Genomic DNA, 24,320 nt, shown 5'->3' on the forward strand with positions numbered 1-24,320 from the left:
ATCCACTGATCGGTGCAGCCGGACCTGCCCCTCCGGACAGGCGGGGGTCGGGCGCAACGGCGGGAGGCCCGGTCTCTACCGTTCGGGGGTCCCGAACCCGCACAGGGAGGCACCGCCCGTGGGAAGCACCGTCAGGCGGGCGCTCGCCGCCGTGCTGGCCGCGGCCGCCGTGCTCGTGCTCGCCGATCTCGGCACCGCCGCCGCGGCCGAGTCCGGTATCGCCCGGCAGATGCGCGACACCCTGGACCTGCCGGAGGACCCGGCGGTGCAGGTGAGCGGCTTCGCCTTCCTCCCGCAGGCGGTCACCGGCCGTTACGGCCGGGTGGAGGTCGCCATGGAGCGGGTGCCCATCGGTCCGCTGCGGACCCCCGAGGTCCGGGTCACGCTGCACGGCGTGCGCGCGCCGCTGTCCGCTCTGGCCGGTTCCGGCCCGGCCGAGTTCCGCGCGGCCGCCGCCGAGGGAACCGTCCGGGTCAGCCCGAACGATGTCCGGCGGATGGTCGTCGCGGCAGGCGGGCCCGCCGCCGGGGTCGAGCGGCTGACCGTCGAGCAGGTCGACGCGAACGCGATCGACACCGCGATCCGGGCCGGTGCCGATCCGACGCTGCGCGGCACGGACCCGCGCACGGCCGCCCGGTTCGTCGCCGAACTGGAGATCGAGGGTTCGGACGCAAGGGTCGGTGTGCTGAGCGCACTCGTCGTCACCGACGGGGTGTTGCGGATCGTGCCGCGCGACGTCCGTGAGGTCGACACGAACGAGCCGGTTCCCGACGCCCTACGCGACTCGCTGCTGCGCGCGCTGGCGGTGGAGCTCGATCCCGGGACGCTCCCGCTCGGTGTGACGCCGACGACAGCGTCGGTCCCGGAGTACAACGTTCTGGAGATCTCCGGTGCCGTCCGGGATCTCGACATCGGTGGAGCGGGGGCCGCCCGCTCCACCAGCTGACCCGGGGAGGCGCAGGATGCAGACCGGTGGGTTGATCGTCCTGGTCGTGGCGCTGACCCTGGCGACGGCGGCCGGTCTGGTGCTGCGCGCCCGCTCGGGGCGGGTCCGGACGACGATGCCGGACCGGGACGCCGTCGCCGGCGGTTGGGAGATGGCCGGCGTCGAACCGGAGGGCAGGCGTGCCCTGCTGCTGCAGCTCTCCGCGCCGGCGTGCACGCCGTGCCGCCGGACGGCGCAGCTGCTCGGGGACCTCGCAGCAGCCGATCCGGTCCTCGCGCACGTCGAGATCGACGTGGCCGAGCGGATCGAGGTGGCCCGCGCGCTGGGGGTGTTGCGGACCCCGACCACCGTCGTCTTCGACTCCGCGGGCGACGAGATCCTGCGGGTCTCCGGCGTGCCGCGTGCCGACGAGCTGGCCGAGGCGCTGCCGACGGCCTGACCGGACACCCTCCCGCACTGTGATGCAACGACCGGGGCGCGCGGGGTGTGCGGGTCGCTCGGGGTCGGTTACGCTCGGGGCGTGAACTGGCCGCTGACCCGACGCCGCACAGTCGATCTGTGCCGCCTCGCCGGCTGCCTCTGTCTGGACTCCTGACCCGCGCGCCTCCAGCCGCGGCGTCCTGCGGCGCCGTCGGCCGAAACCCGGTCCACCAGGAGTGTCCATGTCCGCCACGGACAACGGATCCGTGCGCACCGAGCCCCGGCTCGATCCGCGCGGCGTCCGGTTCTCCGCTGCCCTCACCACCGCCGTCCTGGCGCTCGTGCTGGTGAGCGGCAGCGGCCTGCTCGCGGTCGCACAGGCCGTCGTCTTCGCTCTCGGCGCCGTGGCCGGGATGCGTTTCGCGCCCTACGGAGCGCTGTACCGCGTCCTGATCGCACCGCGACTGGGCCCGTCCACCGAGTGGGAGGACGCCGCCCCGGTCCGCTTCTCGCAGACCGTCGGTCTGGTGTTCAGCGCCGTCGCCGCGGTCGGGTACCTGTCCGGCCTGCCCGCGCTCGGCGCCGCGGCCGCCGCTGCGGCGCTCGTCGCGGCGTTCCTCAACGCGGCCTTCGGCTACTGCCTGGGCTGCGAGATGTACGGGCTTCTCGCCCGCCTGCGCGGCAGCCGCACCGCCGCCGCGCGCCCCTGACCGTCCATCATCACGCGACACGATTCGGGAGAGATCTGACATGAGCCGCGAGGACGTCCTCGTCACCGCCGACTGGGCGGAGCAGAACCTGGAGACCGACGGGGTGGTGTTCCTCGAGGTCGACGAGGACACCACCGCCTACGACGGGGGCCACATCCCCGGTGCGGTGAAGGTCAACTGGACCGACGAGCTGCAGGACCCGGTCCGCCGCGACATCGTGACCAAGGAGCAGTTCGAGCAGCTGCTCAGCGCCAAGGGCGTCTCGAACGACGACCTGGTGGTGCTCTACGGCGGCAACAACAACTGGTTCGCCGCCTACGCCTACTGGGAGTTCAAGCTCTACGGCCACGAGAAGGTCGTGCTCCTCGACGGCGGCCGCAAGAAGTGGGAGCTGGACGGCCGCACCCTGACCACCGACGTCAAGGACCGCCCGGCCACCTCGTACACCGCCAAGGAGGCCGACACCTCGATCCGCGCGTTCCGCGACGAGGTCGTCGAGGCGATCGGCGCGAAGAACCTGGTCGACGTCCGGTCGCCCGACGAGTTCTCCGGGAAGATCCTGGCCCCGGCCCACCTGCCGCAGGAGCAGTCGCAGCGGCCGGGGCACATCCCGTCGGCCATCAACATTCCGTGGTCGAAGGCTGCGAACGAGGACGGCACCTTCAAGTCCAACGAGGAGCTGGCCGCGCTGTACAAGGAGGCCGGTTTCGACGAGGGCCGGCCGACCATCGCGTACTGCCGGATCGGCGAGCGCTCGAGCCACACCTGGGTGGTGCTGCACGAGCTGCTCGGCCACGCGGACGTCAAGAACTACGACGGCAGCTGGACCGAGTACGGCTCGCTGATCGGCGTGCCGATCGAGCTGGGAGCGAAGTGACATGTGTGGTGCACCTGACCAGACCGTGAGCCTGCCCGCAGGCACCGACCTGGAGAAGGAGACCGTGCTGGCCGGGCGGGTGGTGGCGGGGGGCGAACCGGTCGGTGGTGCGTTCGTCCGGCTGCTGGACGGCACCGGCGAGTTCACCGCGGAGGTCGTCTCCTCGGCCTCGGGTGACTTCCGGTTCTTCGCCGCTCCGGGTAGCTGGACGGTCCGGGCGCTGTCACGCTCGGGCAACGGGCAGTCCGAGTTCGTCGTCGACGGGCCGGGCCTGCACCAGACGGAGATTTCCGTCGCCTGAGCGTGCGACGGCGCGAGACAACACCCTCGCCCGAGCGTGCGTCGGCGCGAGACGGGCCCTTCGCGGGATCGCTCCCGGGAAGGGCCCGTTCGCGTATCAGGGCTCGGCTGTCACGGTTGCTCGGCGGCGGCCCCGAGCAGGGCCCGGCACTCCCGGTAGATCTGCCGGTACCGCTCGACGGCACCGGCCCGCTCACCACGTTCGAGCAGTTCGAGGACGGCGCGGTAGCCCTCGGTCCACGGGGCCCACATCGCGCTGTCCCACTTCAGCGCGATCATCCGTCGGGTCCGGGTCACCACGAGATCGACGTGGGTCTGCAGCTCCCGGTTGCCGCTCGCCAGGATCAGGATGGTGCTGAAGTCCGATCCGGCGGCGTTGGCGGCGGTCACGTCGCGGCGGGCGAGCGCGTCCTCGAACTCGCCGAGCCGGGTGCGCAGCCGCTCCAGGTGCTCGTCGGTGATGTTCTCGACGCCCCATTCGACGCCGGCGCAGGCGAGCAGACCCATCACGTCGATCAGGTCGACGGTGTCCTGGACGTTCAGGTCGGCGATCCGCCGTGTCCGGTTCGGTGCGACGTCGACGAGCCCCTCGGCGACGAGCTGCGCGATCGCCTCCCGGACCGGGGTGATGCTGACCCCGAGCCGGGCGGCGAGCTCGGCGTCCTTGATCACGGTCCCGGGCGCGAGCGTGCCCTCGACGATCTCACCGCGGAGCTGACGGGTGATCGCCTCGCGCCGGGTCGGTGGGATCGAGAAGGACACCGGGAAATCATGCTCCCCCTCCCCCGGCCGATCACCCCCGGGGCCGGTGCCCGGTGCACCGGCCCCGGGGCCGTGATGTGTGCTCACGTCGTCGCGAGTGCCTCGTGGAGCCGGAATCCGCGGTACCCGTCGGCGGCGATCGCATCGCACTGCTCGCGGTAGAACCCGACCCCACCGATGTAGGCCATGAACACCCGCGGTTTGCCGGGCACGTTCGATCCCATGTACCAGGAGTCGGCCGTCGGGTAGAGGGTCGCGTTGCCGACCTCCTCGACGTGGGCGGCCCACTGGTCCTCCGCCTCCACCGTCGCCTCGATCGCGGGGATCGCCCGTTCCCGGAGTGCGACGATGCAGTCGGTGATCCAGTCGACGTGCTGCTCGATGGACACGATCATGTTCGACAGCACCGACGGGCTGGAGGGGCCGGTGATGGTGAACAGGTTGGGGAACCCGGCGACGGCCAGTCCGAGGTAGGTGCGCGGACCTTCCGCCCACTTCTCCCGCAGCAGCAGGCCGTCGCGGCCCCGGATGTCGATCGCCTCGAGGGCGCCGGTCATGGCGTCGAACCCGGTCGCGAACACGATGACGTCGAACTCGTACTCACGTTCGGAGGTGCGCACCCCGGAGGTGGTCACCTCCACGAGCGGTGTCCGCCTGATGTCGACGAGTGAGACGTGCGGCAGGTTGAACGTCTCGTAGTAGCCGGTGTCCAGGCACGGCCGTTTGGTACCGAACGGGTAGGTGCGCGGGCACAGCATCTCGGCCACCTCCGGGTCCGCGACCCGTTCCCGGATCTTCTGCCGGACGAACTCCGCGGCGGTCTCGTTCGCGGCGGCGTCGGTGAGGGTGTCGGTGTATCCGGCCAGGATGGAGACGAGGTTGCCCTCCCGCCAGCCCGCCTCGTACCGGGCGTTCCGTTCGGCCTCGGTCGCCTCGTGAGCGGACTTGGTGGCCAGCTCGACCGGTACACCGAATCCGGAGGTGCGCTGTGCCTGTCGCCAGTTGCGGTAGTCGGCCTTCATCGCGTCGATCTCGGACCGTTCCAGCGGACGGTTGCGGGCAGCCAGCGAGTAGGCCGGTGTGCGCTGGAACACGGTGAGCTCGGCCGCCTGCTCCGCGATGACCGGGATCGACTGCACCGCGGACGATCCGGTACCGATCACGGCGACCCGCTTGCCGGTGAAGTCCACACCCTCCCGTGGCCAGCGCGAGGTGTGGTAGGTCGCGCCCTGGAAGTCGGCGATCCCCGGGATGTCGATGTCCTTGGCCCGGGAGAGGCATCCGGTCGCCATGATCAGGTACTGGGCGTCGACGGTCTCACCGGTGTCGGTGTCCACCCGCCAGCGGTTGGTGGCCTCGTCGAACACCGCCGAGACGACCCTGGTCTTGAAGGTGATCCCGGGCCGCAGGTCGAAGCGGTCGGCGACGTGCTCGATGTAGCTCAGGATCTCGGGCTGGCTGGGGTAGCGCTCGGTCCACTCCCATTCCTGTTCCAGCTCGGGCGAGAACGAGTAGGAGTACGAGAGGCTCTCGACGTCGCAGCGGGCGCCCGGGTACCGGTTCCAGTACCAGGTGCCGCCGACACCGTCGCCGGCCTCGAAGACCCGGGTGCTCAGTCCCTGTTCGCGCAGCCGGTACAGCTGGTAGAGACCGGCGAGTCCGGCGCCGACGATGACGGCGTCCACGGTCCGTTCGTTGCTCATGCTTGCTCCTGACGTGCGTCGTTGCAGATCGGAGTGCGGTACGGCGTGGGGAGCGCTGTCGTGCCGACGGGGTGGGCGGGGACGGGTTCAGGCCGGCTGTGAGCGGCCGGCCAGGTGCTGCTCGACCTGCTCGGCGACGTAGTCCAGACCGGCCGCCGAGCCGGGCAGGACGTTGACGAAGGTGAAGAAGCCGTGCATCTGGCCCTCGAACCGGCGGCTCTGCACCGGGACGCCTGCGGCGCGCAGCTTCTCGGCGTAGGCCTCGCCCTCGTCGCGCAGTACGTCGTGCTCGGCGGTGAGCACGACCGCGGGCGGCAGACCGGACAGGTCGGTCGCCTGCAGCGGCGACGCGTCGGGCCGGGAGCGGGCGGCGGTGTCCGGTGCGTAGTGGTCCCAGAACCAGATCATCGAGTCGCGGCTGAGCATGAGCTGGTTGGACGGGTCGGTGTAGCTGACGTTGTCGACGTCGGCGTCGGTGACCGGGTAGATCAGGACCTGCAGCGAGATCTCCGGTCCGCCCTCGGCCTTCGCCCGCTGTGCCATGATCGCGGCGAGGTTGCCGCCCGCGCTGTCCCCGGCGACGATCAGCGGCAGCTGCAGGCCCTGCGCCGCGAAGTGGTCGACGGTCCAGCGCAACGCGGCCCAGGAGTCCTCGACCGCGACCGGGTAGCGGTGCTCGGGCGCCAGCCGGTAGTCGACCAGCACGACCGCGGCGCCGGTACGGGCCACCAGGTTCCGCCCGAGCGTCTCGAACTCGTCGAGCGAGCCGATCACCCAGCCGCCACCGTGGTAGTAGACGATCTCACTGCGCGCGGGTCCTCCGGCAGCAGGACCCGGGCTGTGATGGTGCCCCCGTCGACCGGGATCGCCTCGTCGGTGCACCGGGCCACCTCGGGGCCCTCGCCGTACATGTCCCGCAGTGCCCCACCGAGCTCGCGAGCCTCTGCCGGGGTCATCTCGTGCAGCGGTGCGGCCCCGCTCTCCGCCATCTGGGCCAGGAATCGTGCGGTCGCGTCGGCGAGCGCCATGGTCCACCTCGTCGTGGTCGTGGTCGTGGTCGTGGTCGTGGTCGTGGTCGTGGTCGTGGTCGTGGTCGTGGGTCGTGCCGAAACCGGCGGAACCACAACATACGAACGCGTCAGCGAGTTGCATCACACCCGAATGAGTGAAGAATGCATCCTGCATGATGCACTCGCACCGGGCGACGCGCTCCGGTGCGCGGCCGCCCCGGCGGCCCGGCACGCCCGGCGGGTTCCCCACCGGCGCTTCGGTAGGCTGGCGCGTCGTGCACTGGTTCTCCACCGGGCTGTTGATCGCCCTGTCCGCGGGGACCGCCGCCTGGGCCGGGTGGCTGCTCCGGCGCCTGTTCGTCGTCGACCCCGCCGCCGCACCGGATCCCGGGCGCACGGACCGTCCCGTCCCGGACGACGCCGCCGACGACCACACCGAGGAGCGCGACTCGTGACCGATCCCGACGACGAGCAGCTGCAGACCACCATCTCCGGCCCCGCCAACGCCGCGCCGGACTCGCCGCAACGCAACCGGCCGCAGTGGCCCGACCTCCCGGTCGACGACGACACCGCCAACCTCCGCCAGGGCCCCGACCTGAACGAGGCCTGCCTGGGCCTGCTTCCGCTCGTCGGCACCTGGCGGGGCACCGGCGAGGTGGTCTACCCGACCATCGACGGCCCGTTCCACTTCGGACAGCAGATCACCTTCGCCCACGACGGGCGCCCGTTCCTGTCCTACGAATCGCGGGCCTGGCTGCTCGACCCCGACGGCGGGGTCATCCGGCAGGCCGCCCGCGAGACCGGTTTCTGGCGGCCGCAGCCGGACGGTTCGGTCGAGGTGCTGATCGCCCACCACACCGGCGTCGTCGAGGTCTACTACGGACCGAAGGGTGACATGCGGTCCTGGCAGATCGAGACCGACGCGATCGCCCGCACCCCGTCGGCGAAGGAGGTCACCGCGGCGAAGCGGCTCTACGGCCTGGTGAACCAGGGCGACCTCGCCTACGTCGACGAGCGGGCGATGGTCGGCCAGCCGATGCAGCCACACATCTCGGCGCTGCTGCACCGCGTGGTCGGCTAGGTGGACGCCGTCGTCCGCCCGTGCGGGAACCGGGCGCTGCTGTTCGAGGTGGGATCCGCCGCCGAGGTGGCCGCGATCGTCGACGCCGTGCGGGCCGCCGGCCTGACCGAGGTCACCGAGCTCGTTCCCGCCGCGCGGACCGTGCTCGTCGAGGTCGCGCCGGGCGCTTCCCTGGACCGCGTCCGGGCCACCGCGGCCGGCGCGGACCCCCGCGACGGGATCAGCGGTACCGGTGTCCTGCACACGATCCCGGTCCACTACGACGGCGCCGACCTTGATCTCGTCGCGGACACCGCGGGGATCTCCCGGGACGAGGCGGTCGCGTTGCACAGCGGCGCGGAGTACACGGTGGACTTCTGCGGCTTCGCCCCCGGTTTCGGTTATCTGTCCGGGTTGCCCGAGCCGCTGCAGCAGCCACGGCTGGAGAGCTCACGGACCGCGGTCCCGGCCGGCTCGGTCGGGATCGCCGATGTCTACAGCTGTGTGTACCCGCGGCGCTCCCCCGGTGGCTGGCGCCTGATCGGGCGCACCGACACCGTCCTGTTCGATCCGGCCGCCGAACGTCCCGCGCTGTTCACCCCGGGCGACCGGGTGCGCTTCGAGGCCCGGTGAGCGCCGACCGGATCGTCCTGCAGGTCCTCTCCGCCGGCCCGCAGGCGCTCGTCACCGACCGCGGACGGGCGGGCAACGCGCACCTGGGGGTGCCGCCGTCCGGCGCGCTCGACCGGCCCGCCTACGAGCTGGGGAACCGGTTGGTCGGCAACGACGCCGGCGCGGCCGGCCTGGAGCTGCTGGGAGGACGCCTGCGGTTGCGCGCCCACGGAGGCCACGTCGTCGCGGTGACCGGTGCACCCGCCCCGGTACGGGTGGACGGCAGGCCCGCGGAATCGCATGCCGCGGTGCATCTCCCCGACGGCGCCGTGCTGGAGGTCGGAGCACCGGTGGCCGGACTGCGCGTCTATCTCGCCGTGGCGGGCGGGATCGACGTGCCTGCGGTGCTGGGGAGCCGCAGCACCGATCTGCTGTCCGGGCTCGGCCCCGCCGTGCTCGCCGACGGGGACCGGCTGCGTGTCGCGGATCGGCCCGCTGAGCTCCCCGCCTGCGGTCCGGTCCCGGTCTCGGTGCCGCCGGACACGGTGCGCCTACGGGTCCGGCTCGGCCCCCGGGACGACTGGTTCAGCAACTCGCGGGAGGCCCTGACCCGTCCGGTGTGGACGGTGTCGGCCGACGGCAACCGGATCGGGGTGCGGCTCGACGGGCCGCCGCCCGCCCGGCATCCCGACACGCGGGACCGCGAGCTGCGCAGCGAGGGCATGGTGACCGGTGCCGTGCAGGCACCGCCGGAGGGGCCGCCGGTGGTGTTCCTGGCCGACCATCCGACGACCGGCGGCTACCCGGTGATCGCGGTGGTCGAGACCGACGACCTCCCGCTCCTGGCCCAGGCGACACCCGGCACCCGGGTGCGGTTCACCGTGATCGGCTGAGGCGGCCGGCGGTTGTTCAGCGGCCTGCGTCCTCGCCGTCCAGGATGGTCCGGACATCGGCCGGTGCCATACCGGCGAGCCGCCCGATCTGGGCCGGATCGAGGCCGCACTCGCTGAGGTGCCGGACGGCGCCGGCCAGCTCGGCGCGACGGCGGCGCAGCACGTCGCCGAGCTCCTCGATCCGGTGCTGCGAGTCGTCGAGGGTGCGGGTGGCGTCGACGGCGCGGGCCGGGTCGGCGATCAGCACCGCGAGCAGCCGGTCCCGCGCGTCCTCGTCACCGGGCACCGAGGGCACCACCGACAGCGGGAGTTCCTGCTGCTCACCCCGACCGGTGTCGGGGAGATCGGGGTCGGCACCGTCCCGGCGCATCCGCGCCCGCTGGACGGCCCGCGCCGCGAGTGCCTGCTGCACGGCGCGGGACACCGGCTCGGACACAGGTGGCGGTACCGGTCCGGCCCGGTCCCCGTACCGCTCACCCGGCTGCTCCGCGCTCGGCAGGTCCTCGTGGGCCGGCACCGTGCGTTCGGTGGACCAGGGCGGCAGCGGTGCCGCGGTGAGATCACCGGCCCCGGGCACACCCTCCTCGCCGATCCGGGAAACCGGCAGACCGGTGACCGGTGCGTCGGTGCGTGACGACTCACCGGACGTTTCCGTGGCAGGCGGCCCGGTGACGGACGGTCCGCCGGCCGGCCGCTCGTCGGGCGACTCCTCCGGGTCAGATCCCCCCGGGTGCTCGCCGGCGATGTGCAGGCGCGAGACCGGGCCGGCCGCCCCCTGCCTGACATCGTCCGGGTCCGCGGACCGCTCCCTCGGCCCGCCCGCAGCAGCCGCCGCACGACCGACGCCCGGCTGTGACCGGGCCGCGCTGCCCGCGGCCGACCCGTCGACGGTGGCCGGGCCCGGCTCCGGCGCCCGCCACCCGGTGGCCCGGCGCCCCTCGTCGCGGTCGGTCTGCCTCGTCGTGGCCGCGGGCGGGTTCGTGGACCCCGACGGACGGGTCTGCTCCACGGCGCTCCCGTGCCGCCGGGCCTGCGGGGCGGTCTCGTCCTGCGGCCGGTCATGGCTCACCGGAGCAGGGCGGGTACGGGCCCGTGTGGCCTCGTCGGGCCGTTCGTCCGCGGGTGCGAACAGCTCGTCGAGCAGGCTGCCCCGGTCCGTCTCCCGGGCGTGCCGGCCGGGCCCGTCGTGCGCGGCGGGAGCCGGCCCGGAGGCGTGACCGGGGACCGCGCCGGCGGACGGTACCGGGAGGCCGGGGAGCGGGCCGGTGTCGACGCCCGGCCCGGCAGGGGTGTGCACGTCCCACTCCGCGGAGGTGTCGACCCGCTGCTCCGCGGAAGTGCCGACCCGCCGCTCCGCGGAAGTGCCGACCCGCCGCTCCGCGGAAGTGCCGACCCGCCGCTCCGCGGAGGTGTCGATCCGCCGCTCCGCGACGATGTCAGCGACGGTCCGCGGACGGGCGGGCGGCGGCGGATCCGCCGGACCGCCCGCCGACTCCCCGGTCCAGTCCTCGGCGCACGGCTGCGAACCGGTCGCAGCGGGCGGCGCAACGGGCAGGTGCGCCGGCCCACGGCGGGCCCCCCACGCTCCCCGGAGGATCCAGACCACGAGCAGCACCACCGCGCCCAGCACCGCGGCGAGCGCGAGGGGCGGAACCGTGACCGAGCCGAGCTGCATGGAACCGGACCCTAAAGGGGCCCGGGCCCGGGTGCGTGCAACCTCAGGTGCTGCGCGTCCCCGACGAGGGCTGCGCAGCGCTCGGCCGGGCGGAGTCGGCAGGGCCGTTCGTACCACCGTGCGAACCGGTGGGTTTGCCGTTGGCCGGTCGGCCACCGGCCTTCTCCGCGGACTCCGATCCGCCGCCGAGACCGCCCTGACCGTTGCCGGACTGACCGGAGCCGTTCCGTCGCGGCTCCGGCTCGCCCTGGCCGCCGCCACGGGCCGCCGCCGGGTTGGCCGTCGTCGGCGCGTCCGACTCGGACCCGGACCTCGCGGACGGAGCCTTATCCGGCTCCGATCCGGATTTCTCCGAACCATCCGATGGAGTGTCACCGGAACGGCGGACGGCGCCGACCGCGACGGTCTTCTCGGCGTCCTTCTCGGACCCGCCCTTCCCGTCCTGACGCGGCACGGCGGCCGCCGCCGGGGCGGGCGGACGGGCGTCGGACGCCGGTCGGAACAGCTCGGCGGGCTCGGGCTCGGACTCCTCACCACCCGGGCGTACGGCGGCGGTCCGCTCGGCACCCTGATCCTGCGCCGACTGCGCGGGCGGCGCCGCCCCGGGGCGCGGCGCCGGCGACGGCCGGGGCCCCGCGCCGGGGCCCTGCTGCCCGTGGCCGGGCCGGCTCTGCTGACCGGAGCCGCTGCCCTGGCCCTGCGGGGCCGAGCCCGGCTGGTCCGACCGCTCGGGCCGGACGGTCTGGCTCCACCCACCGGCCTGCCCCGGCCTGGTCTGCGGGGCGGAACCCTGCTGTCCGGCTCCACCGGCCGGCTTCGCGGCGTCGGGCGGGCCCGCGGGCCGCCCCTGCGGGCGGGCCTGCGAGCCGGAGTCGCTGCGGCCGGGGCCGGACTGCGGGCGCGGACCGGGCCGCGGGGGTGACGACGGCGGTGAGGACAGCGACGAGGACGACACGGGGGAAGGCGAGGACGGAACCGGCTCGCCCTGCTGTGCAGCGGCGGGGCGGGCGCCGTTCACCCCGGACGGGGACTGCGGCGCCCCCGGCCCGCGGCCGGGCTGCTGCCCCTGCTGCGCAGCGGCGGCGGGCTGCTCCTTCTGGGCCGGCTGCGGCGCGGCCCCGGAACCCGGACGACCCGGCTGCGCCGCGCCGTTGCGGGACTCACCCGTCCCGGAACGGACGCCCGGCTCGGGACGAGCCGCCTCCTCCGAACCCTCGGGCTTCGCCGGGACCGGCCGGCTGTCGGGCCGGGCGCGCTCGGCCGGGGCACCGGCCTGCTTCCCCAGGCCCGTCCGCAGCTCGTCCCGGCGCCGGGCGAGCTCGGCGACCTCGGCACGGAGCTTGTCCCCCTGCTCACGGGCCCGGTCGGCGTCCGCCCGGGCCCGGTCGACCTGCTTGCGCGCCTCGGCCGTGACCCGCTCGGCGTCGGCCTTCGCCTTGGCCCGGATCTCCTCGGCCTCCTCCTCCGCCTTCTGCAGGATCGCCTGCATACGGTCGGAGAAGTGGTCGGACCCGGTGTGCCGGTCCGGCTCGGGGCCGGGCCCTGGCGGCGGCGGCACGGGCCGCGGCGGGCCCTGCCGCGGCGGGCCGGGCGGCCCGGGCGGCATGGGCGGCCCGACGAACCCACCGGGCGGCGGCACCGGCATCGGTGGCACCGGCCGGGCACGCAGCGCGTCGATGTCGGCCCGCATCCGGGCCATCACCCGCTGCATACCGACGATGTGCTCGTCGACCTGCCTGCGGTCATATCCGCGGAGCACGACGTCGAACCGCGGGGAACCGCCCGGGCGGTCCGCCCCGTCTGCCGTCATCGCTCACTCCTCACAGTTCGTCCGGCGCAGTGCCGGTGAGACACCACTGCGAGGTCCGCGCACCGGCGGCACCGGTCCGACCCCGCCGGTCAGGGTAGCCACGCGAGCACCGCCACGGCGAACGCCGCGGCCCGCAATGATCACCCACCGGCGTGGCGTCCCCCGCGAGGGACGCCCCCGTGACATGATGCGCGGCTACCGTCCTCGCGATCGCAGCGTACCGGCCGGAACGAATACCATCACCCTGTGGACTCCTCGCTGAAGGGCACGCTGCACAAGCGCGGTCTGCGGATGACCCCCCAACGCCAACTCGTCCTGGACGCGGTGCGCGAGCTGGGGCACGCCACACCCGAGCAGGTCTGCACCCACGTCCAGGCCACGGCGCCCGCCGTCAACATCACGACCGTCTACCGCACGCTGGACCTGCTCGAGGATCTCGGCGTCGTCCGGCACACCCACCTGGGGCACGGGGCGCCGACCTACTCCGAGCACCGGCACCGCCACGTGCACCTGGTGTGCCACCGCTGCGGCCGGGTCGACGAGGTGCCGGCGGAGCTGCTGTCCGGTGTGGCTGAACACACCCTCGCGGACCGGGGTTTCCATCTGGACGCGACTCACGTGGCACTGTCGGGGACCTGTGCCGACTGCGCGTCGGACGACGCCGATCACCGCGGCGGGCCCCGGCCCGACGTCCGGCACGACAGCCGGCACCACCGCCAGCACCACGCCGAGCACGACGACGCGGCCCCGGTGACACCGGCTGCCGCGAAGGGAGACCGGTGAGCACGACCGGACCGCAGACGACACCCGAGGGCCCCGACGGAACCGCACCGGCGGGCGCAGCAGGCGCAGCCGAGCCGATCGCCGGCGGCAGCGCGAGCAGCCCCAGCGTCGACGCAAGCACCAGCACAGCCACCGGCACAGCCACAGACACCGACACCAACACCGACACCGACGCGGCCGTCCCCGCCCATCACGGCGACCCGCCGGCCGAGCAGCGTGCGATGGCCCGCTCAGCGGCCGCCGTCGACCGCAGCCACCGCGACGTGCTCGCGGTCACCGGCGAGGAGCGGCTGTCCTGGCTGCACCTGCTGCTGACCCAGCACGTGAGCGAGCTGCCACCGGGCACCGGCACCGAGGCGCTCGTGCTCGACGTGCAGGGCCGGGTCCTGCACCACATGGGCGTCGCCGCCACCGACGACACCGTGTACCTCGACACCGAGCCCGGTGAGGGTGCGGCACTGCTGGACTACCTGCGCAAGATGGTGTTCTGGTCGAAGGTCGAGCCACGCGACGCCACGACCGAGCTGGCCGTGTTCACCGTGGTCGGCCCGGACGTAGCGGACGTGCTCGAACGGGCCGGCCTGCCGGTCCCGCCCGCACCGCACGGCGTGGCCGGGCTGCCGGACGGCGGGTTCGTGCGGCGCACGCCGTGGCCGGGCAAGGACGCGGCCGACGTCGTCGTCCCGCGCGAGGAGCGCGGCACCTGGTGGTCCGCGCTCACCGCGGCCGGGGCGCGTGCGGCCGGGACGATCGCGTTCGAGGCGCTGCGGGTCGAGTCCCGCGCCCCGCGACTGCACCGTGACACCGACGAGCGGACGATCCCGCACGAGGTCGGCTGGATCGGACCGGCGGTGCACCTGACGAAGGGCTGCTACCGCGGGCAGGAGACGGTCGCCAGGGTGGCCAACCTGGGGCGCCCGCCGCGCCGCCAGGTGCTGCTGCATCTCGACGCCGGCGACGAGGACCTGCCGCGCACCGGGGACCCGGTGCACCGCGACGGTCGCGTGGTCGGCCGGGTCGGCACAGTGGTCCAGCACCACGAGCTCGGTCCGATCGCGCTGGCCCTGGTGAAGCGTTCGGTCCCGGTGGACGCGGAACTGACCGCGGGCATCGACGACCGAGTGTCCCCCGTCACGATCGACCCGGACTCCTACGAGCCGGACCCGGACCGCCCACCACCCGGCCGGGCGGCCCGGGAGCGCGCCGGGGGCGGGCCGGGTCGCCGCAGCTGACCTGCGGAGTCGCCCGCCACCCGGCCGAGGGAGCGGGAGGCGGACACGAGGCCTCGCCGGAGGGACCTCCACGGACCCGCACCTGTGACGACGGCGGTGCCGCATCGCACGCCCCCGGGTGAGCAGGGTACGGTTGGTCCCACGACATTGATGAGACGAGAGGGGCCGCCGGGTCGTGTCAGGTGACCGGGCCGCCCCTTCCCTGTTGTAAGGGGGACCAGCCATGGGGCGCGGACGAGCCAAGGCCAAGCAGACGAAGGTGGCCCGCGAGCTCAAGTACAGCTCCCCCGCGATGGATCTCGACGCGCTGCAGCGCGAGATCGGGAGCGGGACGGCGGTTACTACCGACAACGGCGATGAGGAGTACGGCGAGTACGCCGACCTCGCCGCCAAGTACAACGACGAGGACGACCACCCTCGCCGCTGATCCGCGCACCGGCGCCCGGTCGGGACCCCGGTCCCCGACCGGGCGCCATCACGTGCGCGTCCACTCCTGATCCGCTCGCCGCTGCGAGCGCTACGCCGGTCGTACCGGGCGGTTTCGCCCGACCGGCCGGATAGGGCAAGATCACCAACGCGTTCCCGGCAGGGGCGCGCTCACCGGTCCCCGTCCTGTCCGAGGTGTTCACGACATGCGCGGCAACCTCTTCGCCGTCGCCGTCAATCTCGTCGTGCTCACGGTCCGGTCGGACCAGCTGCACCTGCTGCTGATCGAGCGCGGGGAGCAGCCGTTCCTCGGCGAGTGGGCCCTCCCGGGCGGTTTCGTGCGCCCCGAGGAGGACCTGGTGCACACCGCCAGCCGCCGGCTCGGCGAGGAGACCGGGGCCGCGACCGGGGACGCCGTCGTCGGCCACCTGGAGCAGCTCGCGAGCTACGCCGCACCGGACCGGGACCCGCGCGGCCGGGTGCTGTCCGTCGGCTACCTGGCGTTCGTCCCGGACATGCCGGAGCCGACACCGGGCGGAGGGGCCGCCGCGTCGGCGTGGTGGCCGGTCGACGCCGTCCCGGCGCTCGCCTTCGATCACGACCGGATCGTCGCCGACGGCGTCGAGCGGGCCCGGTCCAAGCTCGAGTACACGACACTGGCCGCGTCGTTCTGCCCGCCGGAGTTCACCGTCTCCGACCTCCGCCGGGTCTACGAGGCGGTCTGGGACGCGTCGCTGGATCCGCGGAACTTCCAGCGGAAGGTGACGTCCACCGAGGGCTTCCTGGTGCCGACGGCGACGCTGGTCACCGGTGGTCGTGGGCGCCCGCCCCGGCTGTTCCGGCGGGGACCCGCCACCATGCTGCACCCACCGATGCTGCGGGAGTCGCACCGCCCGAACGACCGGTCCGCGGCGGCGCGCTGACCCCGCTCAGAAGCGGGGGTGCTCCCCGCGCAGCTGCACCCGGGCGCCGATCCCGCCGGAGTCCGCTCCCTCGACGTCGCCGATCCGGGACACCTCGCCGAGGATCCAGGCCGGCACGTGCCGGGCGGTGAGCACGGCGAGCGCGCGGTCGACGTCCTCGGGCGGCAGGACCGCGACCATGCCGACACCCATGTTGAAGGTCTTCTCCATCTCCGCCCGCTCCACCCGGCCGCGGCCCTGGATCAGCTTGAACACCGGCGCCGGGGTCCACGATCCGCGCTCCACGGTCGCGGCGAGGCCGTCGGGCAGCACCCGCTCCAGGTTCCGGGCCAGCCCGCCACCGGTGATGTGCGAGAAGGTGCGGACACCGGTCTCGGCGGTGATCGCCAGGCAGTCCTTGGCGTAGATCCGGGTCGGGACGAGCAGCTCCTCACCGAGCGAGTGGTCGAACTCCTCCAGCTCACCCTCCAGCGGCAACCGGGCGATGTCCAGCAGCACGTGCCGGGCCAGCGAGTAGCCGTTGGAGTGCAGGCCGGACGACCCGAGCGCCACCAGCACGTCGCCGGGCCGGACCCGCTCCGGGCGGAGCATCTTCTCGGCGTCCACGATGCCGACGCCGGTGGCGGACAGGTCGTAACCGCCGGCGTCCATCAGGCCGGGGTGCTCGGCGGTCTCGCCGCCCAGCAGCGCGCAGCCGGCCTGCTCGCAACCCTCGGCGATGCCGCGGACCAGGGTGGCGACCTTCTCGGGGACGAGCTTGCCGACGGCGATGTAGTCCTGCAGGAACAGCGGTTCCGCACCGCACACGACGAGATCGTCGACGACCATCGCGACCAGGTCCTGACCGATGGTGTCGTGCTTGTCCATCGCCTGCGCGATCGCGACCTTGGTGCCGACGCCGTCGGTCGACGCCGCCAGCACCGGCTCGGCGTACTTGCCGAACTTGGCGGCGAACAGCCCGGCGAACCCGCCGATGCCACCCATCACCTCGGGCCGGGTGGCCTTCTCCGCGAACGGGCGGAACTGCTCGACCGCCCGCTCCCCCGCATCGATGTCCACCCCCGCCGATGCGTAGCTGGCGGGGCCGGGCTCGGTCGAGGGCATGGGTCGGTTCTCCAGTACGGGGTGTGTGTCGGGGGCGTCGCGGGGTGCGGTCGGGCCCTAGGGCCTCGACAGCACCTCACCCGCACCGTATCCGACCGGCAGCGGGGCGGGCGCGCTCCGGGCGTGCTCGGCGGACGGGACGTCCTCGAGGAGGTGCTTGCCGAGCTTCGCCTCCTCGGGGAGCGGGATCGGGTAGTCCCCGTCGAAACAGGCGCAGCACAGCCGCGAGCGCGGCTGCTCGGAGGCGGCCACCATCTGTTCCACCGAGACGTATCCGAGGGAGTCCGAGCCGATCGAGCGGCGGACGCCCTCGGGGTCGGCGCCGTTGGCGATCAGCTCGGCGCGGCTGGCGAAGTCGATGCCGTAGAAGCAGGGCCAGCGGACCGGCGGCGACGCGATCCGCACGTGCACCTCGAGGGCGCCGGCCTCGCGCAGCATCCGGACCAGGGCCCGCTGGGTGTTGCCGCGCACGATCGAGTCGTCGACGACGACGAGCCGCTTCCCGCGGATCACGGTGCGCAGCGGGTTCAGCTTCAGCCGGATGCCGAGCTGGCGGATCGTCTGGCTGGGCTGGATGAAGGTGCGGCCCACGTAGGCGTTCTTCACCAGGCCCTGGCCGTAGGGGATGCCGGAGCCCTGCGCGTAGCCGATCGCGGCGGGGGTGCCGGACTCCGGGACCGGGATGACCAGGTCGGCGTCGACCGGGTGCTCCTCGGCCAGCCTGCGGCCGATCTCCACCCGGGTGTCGTACACCGAGCGACCGACGATCTGGGTGTCCGGCCGGGCCAGGTAGACGTACTCGAACACGCAGCCCTTCGGCTCCGGCGCGGCGAAGCGTTCGCTGCGGATGCCGTCGGCGTCGATCGCGATGAGTTCCCCGGGCTCCACCTCGCGGACGAACGAGGCGCCGACGATGTCCAGCGCGGCGGTCTCGGACGCGACCACCCAGCCGCGCTCCAGCCGGCCCAGCACCAGCGGCCGCACCCCCTGCGGGTCGCGGGCCGCGAACAGCGTCGTCTCGTCGGCGAAGGCCAGCGAGAACGCGCCGCGCAGCCGCGGCAGCAGCCGCAGCGCGGCCTCGAAGACGCCGAGGTCCGCGGCCTCGGCGGCGAGCAGCTCAGCGACCAGGTCGGAGTCGGTGGTGGCGCGCAATCCGGAACGGTTGCGGGTCTCCAGCCGCGCGACGGCCTCGCGGAGCTCGGCCGTGTTGACCAGGTTCCCGTTGTGCCCCAGGGCGATGCCGGAGCCGGTGACGGTGGTGCGGAACGTCGGCTGGGCGTTCTCCCAGGTGGTCGCACCGGTGGTCGAGTAACGGCAGTGCCCGACCGCGAGATGACCGCGCAGCGAGGACAGCGTCTGCTCGTCGAACACCTGGCTGACCAGGCCGAGATCCTTGAACACCACCATCCGGGTCCCGTCGGACACGGCGATGCCGGCGGCCTCCTGGCCGCGGTGCTGCAGCGCGTAGAGGCCGTAGTACGACATCTTCGCGACGTCCTCGCCCGGTGCCCAGACACCGAAGACCCCGCACTCCTCGCGGGGGCCGGTCTCCTCGGGTTCGGGAGCGGCGACGGACTCGGCTGTGGGGGCAGGGCTGACGTGCTCGTTCCGGACGGAACTCAACGCGGCGCTCCTCGGCTGGCGGCGTACCGGGACCAGTTCGTGATCGTACGCCGCAACAGCAGGTTCCTTCAGTTTCGGGGAGGAGGGTCACTCCGCGAACCGGACACCGGCAGCAGTGCCGCCACCTCCGCGGCCCGCGAACCGGACACCCGGAGCGAACCGCCGGCGACGGCGTCCGGCCAGGACGTGCGCCCCAGTGCGAGCGCGATCCAGGTCCGCGGATCGGTCTCCACGACGTTGGGCGGGGTGCCGCGGGTGTGCCGCGGCCCGTCGATGCACTGAACGGCACCGAACGGCGGCACCCGTACCTCGACGCTGTGCCCGGGGGCCCGACGCGCCAGCTCGGCCAGCGACTCCTTCACCGCGGCCTTGCGGGCGGCCCGGTCCGGTTCCGGGCCGCCGTCGAGCCAGTCGTGCAGCGCGGCGGTCACGACCACGCCGCTCACACGGCGACGGGGCCGAACCGGGCGGGCAGGGTCGCCTCCCAGGCGGCCCGCAGCTCGTCCAGCCCGAGTCCGCCGACCGCGTCGCCGAGGTCCAGCCGCGTCCCACCGGTCTCGCCGATCCGCGCGGCCGGGACACCGGCCTCCGCGGCGCGGGCGAGGAAGGCGTCGGCGGTCGCCGCATCGACGGTGACCAGCACCCGTCCGGCGGACTCGGCGAACAGCGCGACGAAGGTGTCGTCGTGCACGCCGGCGAGGTCGATCCGGGCGCCCCGGTTCCCGGCGAGCGCCGCCTCGACCAGGCCCTGGGCGAGCCCGCCGTCGGAGAGGTCGTGGCTGCCGGTGAGCGCGCCGTCCGCGGCCGTTGCGGCGAGCAGCCCGGCGAGGCGCCGTTCGTGCTCCAGGTCGACAGCGGGCGGACGGCCGCCGAGGTGGCCGTGCACCTCGTGCGCCCACTCCGACCCGCCGAACTCGGCACCGGTCGTGCCGAGCAGGACCACGACGTCGCCGTCGGAACCGGCGAACCCGGACGGGACCGCCGTGCTCACGTCGTCGATCACGCCGAGCACCCCGACGACGGGGGTGGGCAGGATCGCGGTCGTACCGGTCTGGTTGTAGAAGCTCACGTTGCCACCGGTGACGGGCGTACCGAGGACCGCGCAGGCATCGGCGAGACCACGGACGGCCTGCTGGAACTGCCACATGACGTGCGGGTCCTCCGGCGAGCCGAAGTTCAGGCAGTCGGTGACGGCCAGCGGCACCGCACCGGAGGTGGCGACGTTGCGGTAGGCCTCGGCGAGCGCGAGCTGCGCACCGGTGTACGGGTCGAGTGCGACGAACCGGGCGTTGCAGTCGGTGGCCACCGCGATACCGCGACCGGTCTCCTCGTCGACCTGCACGATCCCGGCGTCGGCACCGTGCGCGGCGACGGTGTTGCCGCGCACGTAGCGGTCGTACTGCTCGGTGACCCAGGAGCGGCTGGCCAGGTTCGGCGCGGCGGCCAGCCGCAGGATCTCGGCGCGCAGCTCGGACGGGGTCTCCGGGCGGGGCAACCGGTCCGGGGTGTCGGCGTTGAGCGCGTCCTGCCGGTCGTCGTCGCGGGCGACCGGGCGCCGGTAGACCGGGCCCTCGTGGGCGACGGTGCGCGGCGGCACGTCGACCACGGTCTCCCCGCCGGAGGTGATGACGAGCCGGTCCCCGTCGGTGACCTCACCGATCACCGAGGCCAGCACGTCCCACTTGCGGCACACGGCCAGGAACGCCTCGACGTTCTCCGGCGTCACGACGGCGCACATCCGCTCCTGCGACTCCGAGGAGAGGATCTCCGCCGCGGTCATCCCGGTCGCGCGCAGCGGGACGGCGTCGAGGTCGACGTGCATGCCGCCGTCACCGGCGCTGGCCAGCTCGGAGGTGGCGCAGGACAACCCGGCGCCACCGAGGTCCTGGATGCCGACGACCAGCCCGGCCGCGAACAGCTCCAGGCAGCACTCGATCAGCACCTTCTCGGTGAACGGGTCGCCGACCTGGACGCTCGGGAGCTTCTTGCGCCCGGATCCGCCGCTCTCGGAGTCGAAGGTCTCCGAGGCCAGGACGGACACACCGCCGATGCCGTCGAGACCGGTCGTCGCACCGAACAGGATGATCTTGTTGCCGGTGCCGGAGGCGAAGGCGAGGTGCAGGTCCTCGGTCTTCAGTGCGCCCACGCACAGGGCGTTGACCAGCGGGTTCCCTGCGTAGGACGGGTCGAAGACGACCTCACCGGCCACGTTCGGCAGACCCAGACAGTTCCCGTAGCCGCCCACCCCCGCGACGATGCCGGGCAGCACCCTCCCGGTGTCGTCGGCGTCGATCGGGCCGAACCGCAGCGGGTCGCCGACGGCGATCGGGCGGGCGCCCATCGCCATGATGTCGCGGACGATGCCACCGACCCCGGTCGCCGCACCCTGGTACGGCTCGACGTAGGACGGGTGGTTGTGCGACTCGACCTTGAAGGTGACGGCCCAGTCGTCGCCGATGCTCACCACGCCGGCGTTCTCACCGATCCCGGCGAGCATCACCGAACGCATCTCGTCGGTGGTCGTCTCGCCGAAGTAGCTCAGGTGCACCTTCGAGGACTTGTACGAGCAGTGCTCGCTCCACATCACCGAGTACATGGCCAGCTCGGCGTCGGTGGGCCTGCGGCCGAGGATCTCCCGGATGCGGGCGTACTCGTCGTCCTTGAGGCCCAGCTCGCGGTAGGGCTGCGGCGCCTCGGGCGTCGCAGCGGCGTGGGAGACGGAATCGACCTGCACCTGGGACTGCGTCACGGCACCAGGGTAATCGCGGGACGCAGGCACCGGCCGGGCCGTACCCGCAAGCACGGACCGGCCGGTCGGCGGTTCAGGAAGCGGCGGCCACCGTCGCCGAGAGCACCGAGGTGAAGAGGCCCAGGCCGTCGTCCGACGGGCCGGTGAGGGTGCTGGTGGCGTGCTCCGGGTGCGGCATCAACCCGACGACGTTCCCGGCCGGATTGGTGATCCCTGCGATGTCACGCGCCGAGCCGTTCGGGGCTCCGTCGCGGTAGCGGAACACCACCCGGCCCTCGCCCTCGAGCTCGTCGAGGGTGGCGGCGTCGGCCACGTAGCGCCCCTCCTGCGACTTCAGCGGGACGAGCAGCTCCGCACCCGCCGCGTAGTCACCGGTCCACGCGGTCCGCCCGTTCTCGACGGTCAGGACCAGGTCCCGGCAGAGGAAGTGCAGGCCGGCGTTCGCGACCAGCGCACCGGGCAGCAGGTGCGCCTCGCAGAGGATCTGGAAGCCGTTGCAGATCCCGAGCACCGGCAGGCCGCGACCGGCCGCGTCGACGACCTCCCGCATGATCGGCGCCAGCGACGCGATCGCGCCGGCCCGCAGGTAGTCGCCGTAGGAGAAGCCGCCCGGGACGACGACGGCGTCCACACCACGCAGGTCGTGATCGGCGTGCCACAGCGGGACCGCCTCGGCACCGGCACGACGGACCGCGCGGGCGGCGTCGACGTCGTCGAGCGTGCCCGGGAAGGTGATCACACCCACCCGCCGGCCGGCAGCGTCTGCCGGCGGCGCAGCCGCGCTGCTCACAGCCGGGTCACCGTCCAGTCCTCGATCACCGGGTTCGCCAGCAGCGAACCGGCGAGCCGGTGCAGGGTCTCGTCGTCGACCGTGTCGTCGACCTCGAGCTCGAAGTGCTTGCCCTGCCGCACCCCGCTCACCCCGGAGACCCCGATCCGGCCGAGCGCCCGGGTCACCGCCTGACCCTGGACGTCGAGGATCTCGGGCTTGGGCATCACGTCCACCACCACTCTCGCCACGGGACCAGCGTAGAGGTTCGTATCGCGGGCCCGCCCCGTCCCGGGCGGGGCGGAGATGACAACCGGCGGTGCCGGGCCCCACCATCGGGTATGCGGATTCTGGTGCTCGGTGGAACGGTCTTCCTCTCGCGTGCGATCGCCGAGGCGGCGCTCGCCGCCGGACACGTCGTGACCTGCGTGTCCCGCGGAGTCTCCGGTGCGCCGCCGCCGGGTGCGGCGACGGTGAAGGCGGACCGTTCCGATCCCGGTGCGCTGGCGGCGGCACTGGCCGGGGAGCCCTCCGCGCGGGGGTTCGACGCGGTGATCGACGTCGCGACGATGTCGGCGCCCTGGGTGCGCGAGGCCCTGGGCGTGCTCGCCGACCGGGCCGCGCACTGGACGTTCGTCTCGTCGATCAACGCCTACGCCGACCCGTCGCTCCGCGGCGGGACCGTCGACCAGCCCACCCTCGCTCCGCTGCACGAGCAGCCCGATCCGGACTCCGACGACCCGGACGTCTACGGCGCCGCCAAGGTGGCGAGCGAGCAGGCCGTGCGGGCCCGGGTCGGGGACCGCGCGCTGATCGTGCGCGGTGGGCTGATCTGCGGGGCCGGTGATCTGTCGGACCGCTTCGGGTACTGGGCCGAGCGGTTCGCCCGGGGCGGGCGCGCGGTCGTCCCGGACGTGCCGGGGCACCCGATGCAGATCATCGACGTGCGGGACCTCGCCGAGTGGATCGTACGGTCCGCGGAGACCGGCGCCACCGGCGTCTTCGACGGCACCGGATCGCGCTCCACCCTGTCCCGGGTGCTCGAGCAGGTCGCCGACGCCGTCGGGGCCACGGACCTCGACCTGGTACGGGTGCCGCCCGAGACGCTGGTCTCCGAGGACGTCGCGATCTGGGCCGGGCCGCGATCGCTGCCGCTGTGGCTGCCCGAGTCGCACTGGGGCATCGCCGACCGGGACGTGACCGCCTCCTTCGCCGCCGGGCTCGGTACCCGGCCGGTCGGCGAGACGGCGCGCGCCGCACTGGAGCGGGAGCGGGAGCTGGGGACGGCCCGCGACCGCCGGTCGGGACTGACCGCCGACGAGGAGCGCGCCGTACTTCGGGCGCACACGACCGGCTGATCCGGTGGCGCCGGGTCCCGCGGTGGCCTCCGCGCCTGCGCCGCGTGAGCAACGACCCACATCACCCGCTCGGACGAGCGCGGCCGGACCGGGGATGCTGGTCGTATGCACCGCAGCGATGCTCAGGCTCCGGCGGGTCCTCCGCCCCCCGCACCGGCCACCGGCCGGGCAACGGTGGGATGCGTCCGATGGGCATGAACTGGGAGCAGGTGGTCCTCGACGCCCGCGATCCGGAACGGCTGGGCCGATGGTGGGCCGAGGCGCTCGACTGGGAGGTGGTGGCGGCCTCGCCGCGGGAGTTCTCCATCCGGCCCGCGCGCGGTGGCGCACCGGGGATCACCTTCGTGCCGGTGCCGGAGGGCAAGCGGACGAAGAACCGGATGCACATCGACCTGCGGCCGGACGGCGTCCGCGACTCGGAGGTCGCCCGGCTGCTGATGCTGGGCGCGACGAGGATCAACGTGGGCCAGCACGGCGACCAGCCGTGGACCGTCCTGGCCGATCCCGAGGGCAACGAGTTCTGCGTGCTCGGCGAGTACCGGCACTGATCCATCCACAGGCGACCGGGGTTGTCC

27 protein-coding genes and 1 pseudogene are annotated in these 24,320 nt (G+C 73.6%); 16 read left to right on the plus strand and 12 right to left on the minus strand.

Going from position 1 to position 24,320, the window contains the following annotated elements:
• Nucleotides 1-118: 118 nt before the first annotated feature.
• The 6 genes from AB0J24_RS11240 to AB0J24_RS11265 all read left to right on the plus strand — a co-directional run bounded on the left by AB0J24_RS11240 (nucleotide 119) and on the right by AB0J24_RS11265 (nucleotide 3,254).
• Complete coding sequence (locus AB0J24_RS11240) at nucleotides 119-946, plus strand: DUF2993 domain-containing protein (protein WP_358678988.1); 828 nt, start codon at nucleotides 119-121, stop codon at nucleotides 944-946.
• Between the two features lie 16 nt (nucleotides 947-962).
• Nucleotides 963-1,385 (plus strand): thioredoxin family protein, encoded by a 423-nt coding sequence (locus AB0J24_RS11245; RefSeq protein ID WP_358678991.1) that lies wholly within the window; start codon nucleotides 963-965, stop codon nucleotides 1,383-1,385.
• Nucleotides 1,386-1,466: 81 nt separating this feature from the next.
• Nucleotides 1,467-1,541: a putative leader peptide gene (locus AB0J24_RS11250; protein WP_350662235.1), complete on the plus strand. Its 75-nt coding sequence runs from the start codon at nucleotides 1,467-1,469 to the stop codon at nucleotides 1,539-1,541.
• 67 nt (nucleotides 1,542-1,608) lie between these two features.
• Nucleotides 1,609-2,076, plus strand: a complete 468-nt coding sequence (locus AB0J24_RS11255) for a DUF4395 domain-containing protein (protein ID WP_358678994.1) — start codon at nucleotides 1,609-1,611, stop codon at nucleotides 2,074-2,076.
• 40 nt (nucleotides 2,077-2,116) lie between these two features.
• Nucleotides 2,117-2,953 (plus strand): sulfurtransferase, encoded by an 837-nt coding sequence (locus AB0J24_RS11260; protein ID WP_358678997.1) that lies wholly within the window; start codon nucleotides 2,117-2,119, stop codon nucleotides 2,951-2,953.
• A gap of 1 nt (nucleotide 2,954) precedes the next feature.
• On the plus strand, nucleotides 2,955-3,254 hold the full coding sequence (locus AB0J24_RS11265) for a DUF1416 domain-containing protein (RefSeq protein ID WP_358678999.1): 300 nt from the start codon (nucleotides 2,955-2,957) through the stop codon (nucleotides 3,252-3,254).
• Nucleotides 3,255-3,364: 110 nt separating this feature from the next.
• Here AB0J24_RS11265 and AB0J24_RS11270 read toward each other — a convergent pair whose 3' ends face one another.
• The 4 genes from AB0J24_RS11270 to AB0J24_RS11285 all read right to left on the minus strand — a co-directional run bounded on the left by AB0J24_RS11270 (nucleotide 3,365) and on the right by AB0J24_RS11285 (nucleotide 6,746).
• On the minus strand, nucleotides 3,365-4,015 hold the full coding sequence (locus AB0J24_RS11270; RefSeq protein ID WP_358679002.1) for a GntR family transcriptional regulator: 651 nt from the start codon (nucleotides 4,013-4,015) through the stop codon (nucleotides 3,365-3,367).
• An 83-nt stretch (nucleotides 4,016-4,098) separates the two neighbouring features.
• Nucleotides 4,099-5,718, minus strand: a complete 1,620-nt coding sequence (locus AB0J24_RS11275) for an NAD(P)/FAD-dependent oxidoreductase (RefSeq protein ID WP_358679005.1) — start codon at nucleotides 5,716-5,718, stop codon at nucleotides 4,099-4,101.
• Between the two features lie 87 nt (nucleotides 5,719-5,805).
• Nucleotides 5,806-6,492, minus strand: coding sequence for an alpha/beta hydrolase (locus tag AB0J24_RS11280; protein WP_358679008.1), 687 nt, complete (start codon nucleotides 6,490-6,492; stop codon nucleotides 5,806-5,808).
• Complete coding sequence (locus tag AB0J24_RS11285) at nucleotides 6,489-6,746, minus strand: hypothetical protein (protein WP_358679010.1); 258 nt, start codon at nucleotides 6,744-6,746, stop codon at nucleotides 6,489-6,491. The genes AB0J24_RS11280 and AB0J24_RS11285 overlap by 4 nt, the downstream gene beginning before the upstream one ends.
• 257 nt (nucleotides 6,747-7,003) lie before the next feature.
• On the opposite strand from AB0J24_RS11285, the gene AB0J24_RS11290 reads away from it, so the two are divergent.
• From AB0J24_RS11290 to AB0J24_RS11305, 4 genes are read left to right on the plus strand one after another with little or no spacing between them, the layout of a single operon-like run.
• On the plus strand, nucleotides 7,004-7,183 hold the full coding sequence (locus AB0J24_RS11290; RefSeq protein ID WP_358679012.1) for a hypothetical protein: 180 nt from the start codon (nucleotides 7,004-7,006) through the stop codon (nucleotides 7,181-7,183).
• Between the two features lie 32 nt (nucleotides 7,184-7,215).
• The gene (locus AB0J24_RS11295) at nucleotides 7,216-7,809 is read left to right on the plus strand and encodes an FABP family protein (protein WP_358679407.1); all 594 of its coding nucleotides are present in this window, start codon (nucleotides 7,216-7,218) and stop codon (nucleotides 7,807-7,809) included.
• On the plus strand, nucleotides 7,810-8,421 hold the full coding sequence (locus tag AB0J24_RS11300; protein WP_358679014.1) for an allophanate hydrolase subunit 1: 612 nt from the start codon (nucleotides 7,810-7,812) through the stop codon (nucleotides 8,419-8,421).
• Nucleotides 8,418-9,293, plus strand: a complete 876-nt coding sequence (locus tag AB0J24_RS11305) for a biotin-dependent carboxyltransferase family protein (RefSeq protein WP_358679016.1) — start codon at nucleotides 8,418-8,420, stop codon at nucleotides 9,291-9,293. Before AB0J24_RS11300 ends, AB0J24_RS11305 begins: the two co-directional genes overlap by 4 nt.
• A gap of 16 nt (nucleotides 9,294-9,309) precedes the next feature.
• Here AB0J24_RS11305 and AB0J24_RS11310 read toward each other — a convergent pair whose 3' ends face one another.
• On the minus strand, nucleotides 9,310-10,968 hold the full coding sequence (locus AB0J24_RS11310; protein ID WP_358679019.1) for a hypothetical protein: 1,659 nt from the start codon (nucleotides 10,966-10,968) through the stop codon (nucleotides 9,310-9,312).
• A gap of 43 nt (nucleotides 10,969-11,011) precedes the next feature.
• Entirely contained in the window at nucleotides 11,012-12,778 is a 1,767-nt protein-coding gene (locus AB0J24_RS11315) for a hypothetical protein (RefSeq protein ID WP_358679022.1), read from the minus strand.
• Nucleotides 12,779-13,024: 246 nt separating this feature from the next.
• On the opposite strand from AB0J24_RS11315, the pseudogene AB0J24_RS11320 reads away from it, so the two are divergent.
• The 4 genes and pseudogenes from AB0J24_RS11320 to AB0J24_RS11335 form a co-directional block, all read left to right on the plus strand.
• A pseudogene (locus tag AB0J24_RS11320) lies at nucleotides 13,025-13,417 on the plus strand (transcriptional repressor); the annotation flags it as partial.
• Nucleotides 13,418-13,557: 140 nt separating this feature from the next.
• Nucleotides 13,558-14,793: a glycine cleavage T C-terminal barrel domain-containing protein gene (locus tag AB0J24_RS11325; protein WP_358679025.1), complete on the plus strand. Its 1,236-nt coding sequence runs from the start codon at nucleotides 13,558-13,560 to the stop codon at nucleotides 14,791-14,793.
• 223 nt (nucleotides 14,794-15,016) lie between these two features.
• A complete protein-coding gene (locus AB0J24_RS11330; protein ID WP_344024905.1) occupies nucleotides 15,017-15,220 on the plus strand; it encodes a DUF3073 domain-containing protein in 204 nt (67 codons plus the stop codon).
• Nucleotides 15,221-15,425: 205 nt separating this feature from the next.
• Complete coding sequence (locus tag AB0J24_RS11335; RefSeq protein WP_358679028.1) at nucleotides 15,426-16,142, plus strand: NUDIX domain-containing protein; 717 nt, start codon at nucleotides 15,426-15,428, stop codon at nucleotides 16,140-16,142.
• Between the two features lie 6 nt (nucleotides 16,143-16,148).
• Here the strand turns inward: AB0J24_RS11335 and purM are convergent, their stop codons facing one another.
• The 6 genes from purM to purS all read right to left on the minus strand — a co-directional run bounded on the left by purM (nucleotide 16,149) and on the right by purS (nucleotide 22,638).
• Nucleotides 16,149-17,246 (minus strand): phosphoribosylformylglycinamidine cyclo-ligase, encoded by a 1,098-nt coding sequence (gene purM / locus AB0J24_RS11340; protein WP_358679032.1) that lies wholly within the window; start codon nucleotides 17,244-17,246, stop codon nucleotides 16,149-16,151.
• Between the two features lie 57 nt (nucleotides 17,247-17,303).
• The gene (gene purF, locus AB0J24_RS11345) at nucleotides 17,304-18,869 is read right to left on the minus strand and encodes an amidophosphoribosyltransferase (protein WP_358679035.1); all 1,566 of its coding nucleotides are present in this window, start codon (nucleotides 18,867-18,869) and stop codon (nucleotides 17,304-17,306) included.
• Nucleotides 18,870-18,937: 68 nt separating this feature from the next.
• A complete protein-coding gene (locus tag AB0J24_RS11350) occupies nucleotides 18,938-19,315 on the minus strand; it encodes a sterol carrier family protein (protein WP_358679038.1) in 378 nt (125 codons plus the stop codon).
• Complete coding sequence (gene purL, locus AB0J24_RS11355; protein WP_358679041.1) at nucleotides 19,312-21,618, minus strand: phosphoribosylformylglycinamidine synthase subunit PurL; 2,307 nt, start codon at nucleotides 21,616-21,618, stop codon at nucleotides 19,312-19,314. Before purL ends, AB0J24_RS11350 begins: the two co-directional genes overlap by 4 nt.
• Before the next feature lie 73 nt (nucleotides 21,619-21,691).
• Nucleotides 21,692-22,357, minus strand: coding sequence for a phosphoribosylformylglycinamidine synthase subunit PurQ (gene purQ, locus AB0J24_RS11360; protein WP_358679044.1), 666 nt, complete (start codon nucleotides 22,355-22,357; stop codon nucleotides 21,692-21,694).
• A gap of 47 nt (nucleotides 22,358-22,404) precedes the next feature.
• The gene (purS, locus tag AB0J24_RS11365) at nucleotides 22,405-22,638 is read right to left on the minus strand and encodes a phosphoribosylformylglycinamidine synthase subunit PurS (protein ID WP_358679047.1); all 234 of its coding nucleotides are present in this window, start codon (nucleotides 22,636-22,638) and stop codon (nucleotides 22,405-22,407) included.
• A gap of 90 nt (nucleotides 22,639-22,728) precedes the next feature.
• On the opposite strand from purS, the gene AB0J24_RS11370 reads away from it, so the two are divergent.
• Both AB0J24_RS11370 and AB0J24_RS11375 read left to right on the plus strand, forming a co-directional pair.
• Complete coding sequence (locus tag AB0J24_RS11370) at nucleotides 22,729-23,745, plus strand: NAD-dependent epimerase/dehydratase family protein (RefSeq protein WP_358679050.1); 1,017 nt, start codon at nucleotides 22,729-22,731, stop codon at nucleotides 23,743-23,745.
• A gap of 188 nt (nucleotides 23,746-23,933) precedes the next feature.
• Nucleotides 23,934-24,293 carry a VOC family protein gene (locus AB0J24_RS11375; RefSeq protein WP_358679053.1) on the plus strand — a complete coding sequence of 120 codons (360 nt, stop codon included), beginning with the start codon at nucleotides 23,934-23,936 and terminating at the stop codon, nucleotides 24,291-24,293.
• Nucleotides 24,294-24,320: the final 27 nt, after the last annotated feature.

Origin of the sequence: Pseudonocardia sp. NPDC049635, from assembly GCF_040659795.1 — a bacterium.
Classification (GTDB): domain Bacteria; phylum Actinomycetota; class Actinomycetes; order Mycobacteriales; family Pseudonocardiaceae; genus Pseudonocardia.